This is a genomic window from Nonomuraea sp. CA-143628, from assembly GCF_050942315.1.
Taxonomy (GTDB): domain Bacteria; phylum Actinomycetota; class Actinomycetes; order Streptosporangiales; family Streptosporangiaceae; genus Nonomuraea.
Genome location: NZ_CP192072.1, coordinates 8,310,809 through 8,323,955 on the forward strand (window position 1 = coordinate 8,310,809; position 13,147 = coordinate 8,323,955).

13 protein-coding genes are annotated in these 13,147 nt (G+C 70.0%); 5 read left to right on the top strand and 8 right to left on the bottom strand.

Annotated features, from left to right (window positions below; translation table 11 throughout):
• The first annotated feature begins 53 nt into the window (after positions 1-53).
• The 3 genes from ACQP2T_RS37845 to ACQP2T_RS37855 are packed head-to-tail and all read left to right on the top strand — an operon-like array spanning position 54 to position 3,513.
• Positions 54-2,036: a TRAP transporter permease gene (locus tag ACQP2T_RS37845; RefSeq protein ID WP_433509687.1), complete on the top strand. Its 1,983-nt coding sequence runs from the start codon at positions 54-56 to the stop codon at positions 2,034-2,036.
• Positions 2,033-2,980 carry a TAXI family TRAP transporter solute-binding subunit gene (locus tag ACQP2T_RS37850; protein ID WP_433509688.1) on the top strand — a complete coding sequence of 316 codons (948 nt, stop codon included), beginning with the start codon at positions 2,033-2,035 and terminating at the stop codon, positions 2,978-2,980. The genes ACQP2T_RS37845 and ACQP2T_RS37850 overlap by 4 nt, the downstream gene beginning before the upstream one ends.
• Positions 2,981-3,000: 20 nt before the next feature.
• On the top strand, positions 3,001-3,513 hold the full coding sequence (locus tag ACQP2T_RS37855) for a DUF1850 domain-containing protein (RefSeq protein WP_433509689.1): 513 nt from the start codon (positions 3,001-3,003) through the stop codon (positions 3,511-3,513).
• Here the strand turns inward: ACQP2T_RS37855 and ACQP2T_RS37860 are convergent.
• From ACQP2T_RS37860 to ACQP2T_RS37890, 7 genes are all read right to left on the bottom strand, one after another.
• Entirely contained in the window at positions 3,423-4,391 is a 969-nt protein-coding gene (locus tag ACQP2T_RS37860; RefSeq protein WP_433509690.1) for a magnesium transporter CorA family protein, read from the bottom strand. The genes ACQP2T_RS37855 and ACQP2T_RS37860 overlap by 91 nt on opposite strands.
• On the bottom strand, positions 4,391-5,104 hold the full coding sequence (locus tag ACQP2T_RS37865; RefSeq protein WP_433509691.1) for a DUF72 domain-containing protein: 714 nt from the start codon (positions 5,102-5,104) through the stop codon (positions 4,391-4,393). Before ACQP2T_RS37865 ends, ACQP2T_RS37860 begins: the two co-directional genes overlap by 1 nt.
• A 33-nt stretch (positions 5,105-5,137) precedes the next feature.
• A complete protein-coding gene (locus ACQP2T_RS37870) occupies positions 5,138-5,998 on the bottom strand; it encodes an NAD(+)/NADH kinase (protein ID WP_433509692.1) in 861 nt (286 codons plus the stop codon).
• Between the two features lie 59 nt (positions 5,999-6,057).
• Positions 6,058-7,221 carry an NAD(P)/FAD-dependent oxidoreductase gene (locus ACQP2T_RS37875; protein WP_433509693.1) on the bottom strand — a complete coding sequence of 388 codons (1,164 nt, stop codon included), beginning with the start codon at positions 7,219-7,221 and terminating at the stop codon, positions 6,058-6,060.
• A gap of 180 nt (positions 7,222-7,401) precedes the next feature.
• On the bottom strand, positions 7,402-8,220 hold the full coding sequence (locus tag ACQP2T_RS37880) for an alpha/beta fold hydrolase (protein WP_433509694.1): 819 nt from the start codon (positions 8,218-8,220) through the stop codon (positions 7,402-7,404).
• Between the two features lie 51 nt (positions 8,221-8,271).
• The gene (locus ACQP2T_RS37885) at positions 8,272-8,811 is read right to left on the bottom strand and encodes a hypothetical protein (RefSeq protein ID WP_433509695.1); all 540 of its coding nucleotides are present in this window, start codon (positions 8,809-8,811) and stop codon (positions 8,272-8,274) included.
• A gap of 39 nt (positions 8,812-8,850) precedes the next feature.
• Positions 8,851-9,276, bottom strand: coding sequence for a nucleoside deaminase (locus ACQP2T_RS37890; protein WP_433509696.1), 426 nt, complete (start codon positions 9,274-9,276; stop codon positions 8,851-8,853).
• A 105-nt stretch (positions 9,277-9,381) separates the two neighbouring features.
• Between ACQP2T_RS37890 and ACQP2T_RS37895 the strand changes: the two genes are divergently transcribed.
• A complete protein-coding gene (locus ACQP2T_RS37895; protein WP_433509697.1) occupies positions 9,382-10,527 on the top strand; it encodes a hypothetical protein in 1,146 nt (381 codons plus the stop codon).
• A 70-nt stretch (positions 10,528-10,597) separates the two neighbouring features.
• Positions 10,598-11,824: an MFS transporter gene (locus ACQP2T_RS37900; RefSeq protein ID WP_433509698.1), complete on the top strand. Its 1,227-nt coding sequence runs from the start codon at positions 10,598-10,600 to the stop codon at positions 11,822-11,824.
• Positions 11,825-11,828: 4 nt separating this feature from the next.
• Here the strand turns inward: ACQP2T_RS37900 and ACQP2T_RS37905 are convergent, their stop codons facing one another.
• A complete protein-coding gene (locus tag ACQP2T_RS37905) occupies positions 11,829-13,076 on the bottom strand; it encodes an MFS transporter (RefSeq protein ID WP_433509699.1) in 1,248 nt (415 codons plus the stop codon).
• Positions 13,077-13,147 lie beyond the last annotated feature (71 nt).

The following is a 13,147-nucleotide window of genomic DNA, read 5'->3' on the forward strand; positions in this document are numbered from 1 at the left end:
CATTGCGTAAAGGGCTCGTAAAGTCCGTTCAAACGCCCTGTCAGGGAGGACACTTGACCGAGCTGAGCGACCGCGACGCGGAGCTGGTGTCGGCCCACGAGCAGGAGCGTCCGGCCCGGCGGTTGACCGGGACGCTGCGGCTCGGCGTGTGGATCGTCGGCGGGCTGCTGTCGGCGTACTCGCTGGTGGTGGTGTTCAGGCCGGTCGAGGCGCTGGAGCATCGGCTGACGTTCCTGGCGGTGGCGCTGCCGCTGGTGTTCCTCTGCTATCGCTCGGGGATCTCGTCGGCGCTGCGGCGGGTACGCGGCGCGGCGCCGCCTGAGCAGCCGTCCGAGGAGGCGCGCCGTGACGTGGTCGATCGGCCCGGGGTGGGTGACTGGCTGCTGGCGGCGGCCGCGCTCGCGGTGCTCGTCTATCCGCTGCTCGACATCGACGCCTTCCGCGACCGGGGCTCGGGCGCGGCGCTGACCGGGCTCGACATCGCGGCCGGCCTGGTGCTGACCGTGCTCCTGCTGGAAGCGGTCCGCCGCACGGTCGGCTGGTCACTCACCATCATCTGCCTAATTTTCCTGGCTTATGCCTACTTCGGGGCATATTTGCCGATTGGGTGGACGATTGGCCATCGCGGTTTCGACCTCGCGCAGATCGTGTCGCAGCTCTACACCGGCACCGAGGGCTTCTTCGGCGTCCCCATGCAGGTCGCGGCCAGCTACATCATCCTTTTCACGATTTATGGCGCGGTGCTGGATTATTCAGGCGCAAGCAAGTTCTTCATCGACCTGAGCTTCGCCGCCTTCCGCAAATCCCGCGCCGCCCCCGGCCGTACGGTCACCACCGCCGGCTTCCTGCTCGGCACAGTCTCCGGCTCCGGCGTGGCCACCACCGTCAGCCTCGGCAGCGTCGCCTGGCCGGTGCTCCGGCGGGCCGGCTACCCCAAGGAGGCGGCGGGCGGCATCCTCGCCTCAGGCGGCATCGGGGCGATCCTCTCCCCGCCCACGCTCGGCGCGGCGGCGTTCATCATCGCCGAGTATCTCAAGGTCGGCTACCTCGAGGTGCTCATCTACGCGACGATCCCCACGATCCTGTACTACCTGGGCCTCTTCCTGGCCATCGAGATCGACTCGCGCCGCTTCGGCACCCACGCCGTCGCGGTGGACGCGCCGAAGGCGGGCCGGCTGCTGCTGCGCTTCGGCTACCACTTCAGCTCGCTGATCCTCATCATCGTGCTGATGGCGCTGGACCGGTCGGCGTTCCAGTCGGTCGTGATCGCCACCGCCATCGCGTTCGCGCTGTCGTTCCTCGACCCCGAGCACCGGATGGGGCCGAAGCGGACCGCGCAGGCGCTGGCCAAGGGCACGCTGGAGGTGCTGCCCGTGACGGCGGTGTGCGCGGCGGCGGGCATCATTGTCGGCGTCATCACCCAGACCGGGCTCGGGCTGAACCTCAGCGCGATCATCGTGGACGTCGCCGCGGGCAACCTCATCCTGACGACGTTCATGTCCGGGGTCGCGGTCATGCTGCTGGGCCTGGCCGTACCGGTGACCGCGAGCTTCATCATCGCGGCGGTGATCATCGCGCCGGCGCTCACCACGCTCGGCGTCACGTCCGCCGAGGCGTACATGTTCGTCTTCTACTACGCGGTGCTGTCCGAGGTGAGCCCGCCGACCGCGCTGTCGGCCGTCGCGGCGGCGGCGATCACCGGCGGCAACACCTACAAGACGATGATGATGACCTGGCGCTACACGCTGCCCGCGTTCCTGGTGCCGTTCGCGTTCGTGCTCACGCCGAACGGTCAGGCACTGCTCGGGCAGGGACCGATCGGCACGGTGCTGCTGATGAGCGCGGTCTCGGCCGTCGCGGTGGCGGCCCTGGCCATGGCGACCGGTGGGGTGACCGGGTGGCCCGAGCGGCTGCTGGCCACCGTGGCGGCCGTGTTGCTGCTGTTCCTCGAACCCGTCCCCATCGTCGCGGGCCTGGCCGTCCTGGCCGTCGCGGCGGCCGTGCACCTCATCAGGAGAAGGAGAGTCCCAGCGTGAAGCGGATCCTTGCGGTGCTCGCCGCCATGGCACTGGCCGCCGGGGCGGCGGCCTGCGGCGACGTGAGCGGGTCGGGCCACCGGCTGTCGATCGCGACGGGCGGCACGACCGGCGTCTACTACGTGTACGGCGGGGGCCTGGCCAAGCAGCTGACCGACAACATCGCCAACACCCAGGCCACCGCGTCCGTCACCTCCGCCTCCGTCGAGAACATCAAGCTGCTGGCCACCGGCAAGGCCGACATCGCCTTCTCGCAGAGCGACACGGCCGCCGACGCCGTCACCGGGACCGGGTCCTTCACCGCCATGCAGCCGATCAAGGCCATCGCCCGCATCTACGACAACTACGCCCACGTCGTCATCGCCCCCGGCCTCGCCGCGAGCAAGATCGCCGACCTGAAGGGCAAGCGGGTCTCGATCGGCCCGCCCAACTCCGGCACCCAGGTGCTGGCCAGGCGCCTGCTGGAGGCGGCCGGCCTGAACCCCGACTCCGACATCTCCAAGCAGCAGCTGTCCATCAACGAGTCGGTCCAGGCCGTCAAGGACGGCACGATCGACGCCTTCGTCTGGGTCGGCGGGCTGCCTACGGGCGGCATCGTGGACCTGGCCACCAGCAAGCCGGACATCAAGCTGCTCGACGCCACCGACCTGCTCGCGCCGATGCAGGCCAAGTACGGCAAGGAGTACATCAGGCTCGACATCGACATGTCCCTCTACAAGCTGCCGGGCACCGTCAAGACGGTCGGGGTGGCCAATGTCCTGCTCGTGCCCGACAAGATGGACGAACAGCTCGCGTACGACATCACCAAGACGCTGTTCGAGAAGAAGGCGCAGCTCGCGGCCGTCCACCCTGAGGCGGCCAAGCTCGATGTCAAGATCGGCCAGCAGGTGGAGCCGGTCACGCTGCACCCGGGCGCGGCCCGCTACTACAAGGAGAAGGGCTGATCCGCCTCGCCCTCGCGCTGGTGACCTTGCTGGCGGCCGGTGCCTCCGGCGCGGGGCGCCCGGCCGTGGACGGGCTGCTCCTGCCGCCGTCCGGGGTGTTCGCGATCGGCTACATCCATTCGATCTACCACGCCCCGTCGGCGGAGGTGTTCACCGTCCAAGGGCGCCGTTTCACCATGCGGGCCGTGGTCTCGACCAGCGGCGGCGTGCTCGACTACTACGCGCTGGACGGCCAACGCGGCCACGCGGCGGGCCTCTGGACGCTCCGCCTGGCCGTCCCCGCGATCTACGACGAGCTGCCGCTGATCGCCACCCCGATCGGGCGCCGGACGCTGATCGCGGGCGGGCGCTGCCTGCCCCTTTACCCCGCCTCGGGAGCCGCGCAGGTACGGCTGACGGTGCGACTCGCGCTCGACGACCGGGGCGGCCCCTGCCCCCGCGCCTACAGCCAGTCCTTCTTCTTGAAGATCGCGTACAGCGCCACGGAGGCCACGGCCACCAGCGCCGACGCCACCCAGACGCCCCAGGGCTGACTCGAACCCGGGTAGGGCACGTTCATGCCGTAGAAGCCGGTGATCGCGGTCGGCACCGCGATGATCGCCGCCCAGCTGGTCACCCGCTTCATGATCTCGTTCAGCCGGAAACCCTGCTGGGCCAGGCGCGTCTCACGCATGTTGGCCAGCAGATCGCGCAGCGACTCGGTCCACTCCGTCGCGCGCACCACGTGGTCGTAGACATCCTCGTAGTAGGGCGCCATGACCAGGTCGGCGACCACCTCCTGGTCGCGGCGGAGCAGGGTGCCGACGACCTCGCGCATCGGCATGATGATCTTGCGGAAGGCGGCCATGTTCTTGCGCAGGTCGTACATGGTCCGCTGCAGCTGCCTGCCGTCGATCGGCGCCTCCTCGAACAGCAGCTCCTCCAGGTTCTCCACCCTGGAGTCGAACTCCTGGACGAGGTCGAACTGCCCGTCGACCACGTAGTCGAGCAGGCCGTGCAGCAGGAACGCCACCCCGTGGTCGGCCAGCCGCTTGGCGGCGTCCCAGCGCTTGACCACCTCGCCGATGTCGAATTGGTCGCTCTCGCGGATGGTGACCAGCGCGTTCTTCGTCACGAAGACGTTGACCTCGACCGGATGGAGCCGCCCGTCGTCGAAGTGCACCCCGTAGACGGTGATGAACAGGTGATTCTGGTAGATGTCCACCTTGGGGCGCTGGTGGTCGGACAACACGTCCTCGACGGCGAGCTCGTGCAGGCCGAGCTCCTCGCCGACCACGGCGAGGTCCTCCGGCGTCGGCGCGCACAGATCAAACCAGACGGTATTGGCCTCGTCGGCCACATAGTCGGAGACCTCCGCGACCGGGAAGCCCTCCTTCTCCAGAACACCGTTTCGATAAAGGCGGGTATGCACTAGACGAGTCTGGCAAAGCGGATTGCGTTCCGCACGGCCGCTCCCCCCGGATCGTTGTTGAAATAGATGTAGGCGTCACACCAACCGGCCTTCTTGACCCGCCCTGCCCAGGTCTTCAGCGCCGTGTCCCCGTACGACGGCCAGGGGTTGGCCCGCCCTTCGTGCAGCCGCAGGTAGCCCCAGCCTGCCGCGCGCCACAACGGGCTCACCGGCCTGCCCAGCCGGTCGGCCCAGCACAGGGCGGCGTCGCGGGCCGCCAGGATCTCGCGGACCTCGTCCGTCCACCACGACGGGTGCCTGGGCTCGACCGCGACGCGCACGTGCTTCGGGAAGCAGTCCAGGCAGCGGGCGAGCCGGTCCGGATCGGCCTTCAGGGTCGGCGGGAGCTGCAGGAGGATCGGGCCGAGCTTGTCCTTGAGCGCCGAGGCGGCGTTCATCAGCCGCTCCACCGGCTCCTCCGGATCGGCCAGCCGCTTGATATGGGTGAGGAACCTGCTGGCCTTGACGGCCATCACGAACCCGTCGGGTGTGCGGTCCCGCCAGCCGGCGAAGGACTCGGGTGAGGGCAGGCGATAGAAGGCGTTGTTGCTCTCCACAGTGGGGAACGTCTCGGCGTACGTCTCCAGCCAGAGACGCTGCGGGACCTCCTGCGGATAGAAGATGCCGCGCCAGTCTTTGTACTGCCACCCAGACGTGCCCACCAGCCTCGCCATACTCCGGCGCCTACCCCGCGGAAGGCACCGTACTCACTCCACCTCGGCGCTGCCGTCCACCCGAAGCTTGCGCCGGGCCCGCTCGTAGAAGGTCGTCCCCATCCGCACCACGTGGGCCGCGTCCGGCATGGCGGCCACCGTGACCCGGTCACCAGGGCACAGATGCCCCAGCACCGCCCCGTCCACCTCCACCGCCAGCCGCCCGCTCGTGGGCAGCAGCTCCAGCGTCACCTCCTCGTCGGCGGGCAGGACCAGCGCCCGGTTGAACGACGAGTGGGCGGCGGCGGGCACGACCAGCAGCGCCGCCACCCGAGGCGACACGATCGGCCCGCCCGCGGCGAAGCTGTAGGCGGTGGACCCGGTGGTCGTGGCCACGATCACGGCATCGGCCGCGTAGCGCACGAACGGATCGTCACCCGGCATGACGGAGACGGCGGCCATGCCGTCGCCCGGGATGCGCACCAGGGCGATGTCGTTGAACGCGATCAGCTCCTCGGCCCCGTCGAGCTTGGTCCGCACGGCCATGCGCGGCTCGATCGTGTAGCGGTGCCCGTCGATGGCCGACAGCGTGGCGGGCAACTCCGCGATGTCGATCTCGGCCAGGAACCCCAGCCGCCCCAGGTTCACCCCCAGCACCGGCGTCTTCCGCCCGGCGATGAGCCGCATGGTGCGCAGCATCGTCCCGTCACCGCCGAGGCTCACCAGCAGGTCGGCCCGCTCGATCAGCAGGTCGATGTCGACCGGCACGGCGCTGCAGTCGATGCGGCCGACCTCCTCCGGGAGCCCCATGACGGTGACGCCTCTGGCGGCGGCCCAGCTCAGGATGGTGTCGATCGCCTCTTTGGAGTCGCGCCGTGGATGCAAGACCAGGCCGACCGTCCCGACCATACCCATGTGGCCAGCTTAGGGGCCCGGTCACAGAGCCCGACGTCCGCCGCCCGCCCGTACGGTGTTCAGACGATGTTGAGCTCCGGTCTGGCCCCGGCCAGAGCGAAGCGACTCGCGTCGAAGCCGCTGACGTCGACGAACGGCGTCCGGTCCAGATAGAGGTCGCGGACCACCTCGCCGACGGCCGGGCTCATCAGGAAGCCGTGGCCGGAGAAACCGGTGGCGTAGATGAACCTGTCGACGTCCGGGGCGGTCCCGATGAGCGCGTTGTGGTCCGGCGTCACCTCGTACAGGCCGGCCCATCCGGTGGCGATGCCGGTCTCCAGCAGGGCCGGGGCACGGCGGGCCATGGCCTCGCCAAGCCTCGGCAGCCAGGCGTCGGACCGGTCGAACTTGAACCCCGGCGTCTCGTCCGGATCGGACATGCCCAGCAGCAGGCCGGGACCTTCGCGGTGGAAGTAGAACGTGGTGCCGAAGTCGATGGTGAACGTCGTGGGCGGCAGGCCGGGGATCGGCTCGGTGATCAGGATCTGCCTGCGCAGCGGGCTCACCGGCAGGTCGACGCCCACCCAGTCGCCTATGGGACGTGACCAGGCGCCGGCCGCGCAGATCACGGTGTCGGTCTCGATGCGGCCGCCCTCGGTCTGGACGGCGACGATGCGGCCGTCCACCGTCTCGATGCCGGTCGCGGCGCAGTTGGGCAGCAGCCGCGCGCCGAGCCGGCGGGCCGCGCCCGCGTAGCCGAGCACCACGGACTCGGGCGTGCAGTGGCCGTCGGTGGGCGAGTAGGCGGCGGCGAGCAGGCCGTCGGTGTCGATCAGCGGCGACAGCTCCGCGGCCTCGCGCACCGAGATCATCCTGCTGGGCACGCCGAGGTCGTTCTGGATCGCGACGTTCTTCTCGAACTCCGCCACGGACTCGGGCGAGTCGAGCAGGAACAGGTAGCCCACCTTGTGCAGGTCGATCTCCTGCCCGAAGCGGGCGGCGAAGGTGTCGAAGGTCTCCAGGCTGCGTACGGCGAGCTGGACGTTGACCCGGTCGGAGAACTGCGCCCGCACTCCCCCGGCGGCCTTCGAGGTCGAACCCGAGCCCAGCGACCCCTTGTCGATGAGGACCACGTCGGTGACTCCGGCCGCGGCCAGCGCGTAGGCCGAGCTGACGCCCATGGCGCCACCCCCGATGACGACCGCTGAGGCCCGCGCGGGCAGCCGGCGTCCGGTTTCGCTCACGGCCACCTCCTTCCCTGCTCGCTCGTCCTAGCATGTGTGGACATCATCGCCCATGCCTCTCGGCGGTCGCCGTCCACGGGTCCAGGATCGCCGAACGCCCGGATCCGGAGAAAGCGGTCGAGCACGGGTATCTGTGGGCGTAGCCGAAGAGGTTCTTACGCTTCCACCTGCGGCAGGTCGTCATCGGTCCGCCGACCGCAGCTCGTCACCCAGGGCCTTGGCGAACTCGCCCGGGTTGGTCAGGAAGCCGACGTGACCGCCGGGGAACTCCACGATCCGCCTGCCGAGGGCTTCCGCGAGAGCATCGGTGGTGCGGCGTAGCAGCGTCTGGCCCGATTCGGCGCCGAACGCCACGGCCAACGGCGCGTCACGCAGCACGTCCAGGTCCGGTCTGAAACGGACGAAGGACCGCAACTCATACGCCAGGACCGTCTCCAGGTTGGCGTGGACCCGATCCAGCATCTCCCGTAGCGGCGCGGGCAGCGCCGCGGACGTCGCCGGTGGCGGGTCCACGCCGACGTCCGAGCCGAACATCCGCATCGCCGGGTCCACGCCGTCGCGCTGGTAGGTCTCGTACACCTCCTGGAACCGGGCGTGCCACCGATCGGCGTCGGGCAGCAGCTCGATGACGAACGGCTCGTGCGCCACCACGGCCCGGACCCGCGCGGGATGGCGGGTGAGCAGGTCCATGCCGACCATGCCGCCGTAGCTGGTGCCGAACACGTACGCGGGCTCGGCGCCGAGCGCACTGAGCAACCGGCAGGCGTCGTCGGCGTGCTCGCCGATTCGCTGCTCGCTCGGCTGCCCGGTCAGGCGGCTGCGCGAGTTGCCGCGCGGGTCGTAGGTGATGACCCGGTAGCGGCCAGCGAGCGCGTCGGCCAGCGGCCCGAACAGCGCCGCGTCGCCGTCACCGCCGTTGATGAGCAGGAGGTACGGCCCGGATCCGCGCACCTCGTAGTAGATGTCCGCGCCGGGCACGCTGAGACTGCCGGTCTCCATGAATCAAACCTCCCCTGGTCTGGGCCTGATGCCCGAGTTGCCGTGCCCCGGTCAGGCCCGGTCGAGCCGCTGGAACAGGCCGTACACGAACCGAGCCCGGTAGTCCGTGCCCTCGTGGGCGAAGTCGACCACCCAATGCTGCGGCGCCGAGCCCTCGCCCTGCGCGGCCCCCGGGAAACTCGTCACGACGTCGCCGACGACGCACCCCCACGGGACCAGGTCCACGAAGGCCAGCGCCTTGTCGCCGTGGGGACGGACGAACCACTGGTTCCATATCGCGCCGTCGGGCCCGATCAGCGCCTCGAACTCCAGGTCCGGCCAGGACGGCAGCGTCCACCGAGCCACCCGGCAGGTCAGGCTCCCGACCGGGGTCGTGCCCTCGTACGACGGCGGACCGAGCATCGTCCGCAACGCGCCCAGGCCCTTCCGGCTACGGACGGAGTGGGCCATCTTCGTCCATTGCGTGTGCGCGGCGCGAAGCTCGGCCCGGGACGCGCCCATGTCCATGAGCGCGTCCTCCACCCGTTCGGCGTTGAGATCACGCATCCGATGCATCAAGGTCAGCTCGAACTGACGAACCCCGAATCCCATGGCCGCCAGCCTGCCAGGCTCGGCGGCCGGGGACGCGGCTCATTTCCCGATGTCCTCATTCCACAGCTCGGGGTTGGCGGCGATGAAGGCGCTCATGAGGTCGACGCATTCCTGGGAGTCGAGCACCACCACCTCCACGCCGTGCCGGGCGAGCCATTCGTGCTGGCCCATGAAGGTCCGGCACTCCCCCACGACGAGCCGCGGGATGCCGAACTGGCGGATCAGGCCGCTGCAGTACCAGCAGGGCGACAGCGTGGTCACCATGGTCGTGCCCCGGTAGGTGGGCTGCCGCCCGGCGTCGCGGAACGCGGCGGTCTCGCCGTGCACCGACGGGTCGCCGTCCTGGACCCTGCGGTTGCGGCCCCGGCCGAGCAGCGTGCCGTCCGCCGCGAACAGCGCCGCCCCCACCGGTACCCCGCCCTCGGCCAATCCCTTCCTTGCCTCTTCGAGCGCTACTTCGAGCATGTTCCGACTATCCCCCCAAGCAGGTGACGCTCACCGTGTTTTCCTGACACAACCCTGACCCAGACGTCGACAGGCGCTGCCGAACGCCTTCCTAAGCTGTGGCGCATGCGACTGCCGAGGCTGACGATCATGCTGGGAGCGGTCGCCGTCGCCGCCGCTTCCTGCGGTTCGCCCCCCGCTCCCCTGGTTGCGGACCACGCCGCCGCGCCACCGCCGAAGCCGCGACCGCGCCGGCACGCGCCGGTAGCCGCACGCGTGACCGACGTCTACGCCCACGACCGGCCAGGGATGCTGAGCCCACGGGTGGCGAAGATACCCCCTCGCGTGTACGTCCCCAACAGCGAGTCGGACACGGTGGACGTCATCGATCCGCGGACCTACCGGGTCGTGCGCCGCTTCCGGGTCGGCGCCCTGCCGCAGCACGTCGTGCCCTCCTGGGACCTGAAGACACTGTGGATCAACGAGAACGAGGGCAACCGGCTCGTCCCCATCAACCCGGTCACGGGCCGCCCCGGCAAGCCGGTGCCCGTGGACGATCCGTACAACCTGTACTTCACCCCCGACGGCTCGTACGCGCTGGTCATGGCCGAACGCAACAACCGCCTCGACTTCCGCGACCCGCACACGATGCGCCTGATCCGTTCCCTCGACATGCCCTGCCGGGGCATCAACCACGGAGACTTCACCGCCGACGGATCGGTCTTCCTGGCCAGTTGCGAGTTCTCCGGCCAGATCGTGGCCATCGACTGGAAACGCCCCCGCGTGAAGAAGGTGATCGGTGTGGGGTCGGGGAACATGCCGCAGGACGTCAAGCTCTCCTCCGACGGCCGGCTCTTCTACGTCGCCGACATGATGGCGGGCGGCGTGTGGATCATCAACGCCACCACGTTCCGGCGGGTGGGCTTCCTGCGCACCGGCGCGGGGGCGCACGGCCTGTACGTCAGCAGGAACTCGCGGCGGCTCTACGTCTCCAACAGGGGCGAGGGGACGGTCTCCGTCGTCTCGTTCGCCACTCGGAAGGTGGTCGAACGGTGGCGGATCCCAGGCGGCGGCTCGCCCGACATGGGCGGGGTGTCGGCGGACGGCAAGCAGCTCTGGCTGTCCGGAAGGTACGACGGCGTCGTCTACGTCCTGTCCACCAGGACCGGAAAGCTGCTCCACAAGATCAAGGTCGGCCGAGGCCCGCACGGCCTGTGCGTCTATCCCCAACCCGGACGCCACTCCCTCGGCCACACCGGCGTGTTCCGCTGACTTCCCACGACGCAGGAAGATCTATAGGCGTTGCCGCGCGTCCGCACAGCCGCCCGCGCGATGATGCCGCATGACGAATAAGCAGGTCAGGACCCCTTTTCTAGTCGAAGTAGGGCGCAACGGGCGGCTCGTCATGGCCGCCCGAGCGCTGCGGACCTTCGGGTACGGATGCACGAGCGTGCTCCTGGCCGAACTGCTCGCCCAGGACGGCGCCGAACCCTGGCAGACCGGCCTGCTCCTGACCGTGGCCGCCGCCGGCTCGGTGCTCGCCAGCCTGGTGCTCGGCCTGTTCGCCGACCGCTGGGGACGCCGGCGCACGCTGATCGCCTGCGGCTGCCTGATGGCCGTCGCCGGCCTGGCGTTCGCGGTCAGTGAGTCGTATCCCGTCCTGCTCGCCGCCGCCTTCATCGGCACGATCTCGCCGTCCACCAACGACAACACCCCGTTCTCCGGGGTGGAGCAGTCCATCCTCGCCCAGACCTGCGCCCCGGTCCGGCACACCCTCGTCTTCACCTGCTACAACGTCACCGCCATGGCGGCCGGCGCCCTGGGCGGGCTGGCCGCCGCCGCGCTGTCGTTCCAGCCGTGGGTGTCGGCCGCCGACGCCGCCTTCGCGGTGTACGCGCTGCTCGCGGCGGGCACCGTACTGCTGTTCTGGCACCTCACACCGGACGCCGAGGCCGCGTCTATTGAGAGGTGCCAGACCGGACCCCGGGTACGGGTGCCCGGACCGGTCCGGCGCCTGGCCGCGCTGTTCGCCCTCGACGCCTTCTCCGGCGGGATGGCCGTCCAGGCCGTCCTGGCCTGGTGGTTCGCCCACCGCTACGGGGCCACCACCGCCCAGCTCGGCCTGGTGTGCTTCGCCGCCAATCTGCTCCCGGCCCTCGCCCAGCTCACCGCGCCCCTGCTGGCCGCCCGGCGCGGGCTGCTGGCCGCCATGCTGCTCCCCCACCTGGCCGCCAACCTGCTGCTGGCCGGCATCCCGTTCGCCCCGACCCTGGGTGGCGCGGTCGCGCTGCTGCTGCTCCGCCAGACGCTCTCCAAGATCGACGTACCGGCCAGGCAGGCCTTCACCGCCGCCGTCGTACCCCCTGCCTACCGGACGACCGCGGCCAGCATGGCCAGCCTGGCGCGGAGCATCGCCGTGTCCGTCAGCCCGCTCGCCGCCACGGCCCTGCTAACGGGCACCCTGGTGGCGCTGGGCGCGCCCCTCATCGTCGGCGCCGTGCTGGGCATCGGCTATGACATCACGCTCTGGTGCGCGTACCGGACCGACCCCGCGGCGGAGACCCTCTGAGCGCTCATCCGTCCTTCGTCGGCGTACGGGTGCCGCGCATCTCGGCCATCCCCCGGACGAGGAGCAGGCAGGGCGGTATCACCAGCACCAACCCAGCGGCGCACAAGAGGACGGCGTGGTCGCCCATGAGGTTCGTCAGCGGCCCGGTCAGCGCCTGACCGAAGGGCATGAGGCCGAACGTGCTGAGCCAGGCCAGCGAGGTGATCCGCCCGATCAGATGGTCGGGCACCTCCCGGTACATCGCGACGTCCCAGGTGAGGGCATACGTCTCGACGCCGAAGCCCGCCACGAGGTAGCAGCAGAAGAGCACCCAGACAGAGGGGGCGAAGAGGAGCGCCAGCGGGACCAGCGCGTACAGGGACATCGACCACATGGCCACGACGCCCGGCCGCCGCGGCTGCCAGACCATCATCGTGACGCTGCTGATCAGACCGCCGGCGCCGTAGAACGCGAGCGCCGTACCGTATGCCGCATAAGAGCCGAACGTCTCCCGGCTCATCAGCGGCAGAAGCACCTGGCTCGGGGCGATCACGAACATCAGGCTGACAGGCGAGAACAGCAGCAGGGCCGACAACCACGGCCGGCGCCCCGCCTCGGCGAACCCCAGCAGCGCCTCACCCAGCAGCGACCGGCGTCGCACGGGAGTCCACGGTGGTTCCGGCACCCGGCGGAACACGGCCGCGCCGCCCGCGAAGACGACCCCGGCCAGCACGAACGGGAGCAGTTCGCCGCCGCTCGCCAGTTGGGTGCCGACCACGGGTCCGGCGATGACGCCCAGGCGCGTACAGATGTTGACGAGGGCCCGGCCGGACACGCGCTGGTCTTCCGTCAGCGTGCCCGCCAGCATCGCGTTGAAGGCGGGCCGGATGAACGACTCCGCCGCGCCGACGGCGAAGAGAACGGCGGCCAGTAACCAGGCGGACGGACGCTGTCCGAGGACGAAGACCGGGACGACCGCCGCGACGGCGTCCACGGCGAGCATGATCATCAAGATCCGCCGCCGGGGAAGGCGGTCGGACCAGACTCCGCCCACCAGGAGCAGGCACAATGACGCGATGCCCTTGGCGGCGAGCACGGAACCGACCGCGGACGCGTCACCCCCGGCATTGAGCACGGAGACGGTGACGGCGATAGCCAGAACCTGCTCGCCCAGCACGAAGCCGAGCTGCGCCGAGGCGAGCAGCCGGAAGGCGGGATTCCGAAGGACCGCGAGGTTGATGTTCGGCCGACGAGGGGCTTGTGCGGGCGTCATAGGCGGGCTTGACCAGAGGCTCGCGCAGGCGTCATCGGCGGGCTTGGGCGAGGGTCTCGTGCGGGCGTCAT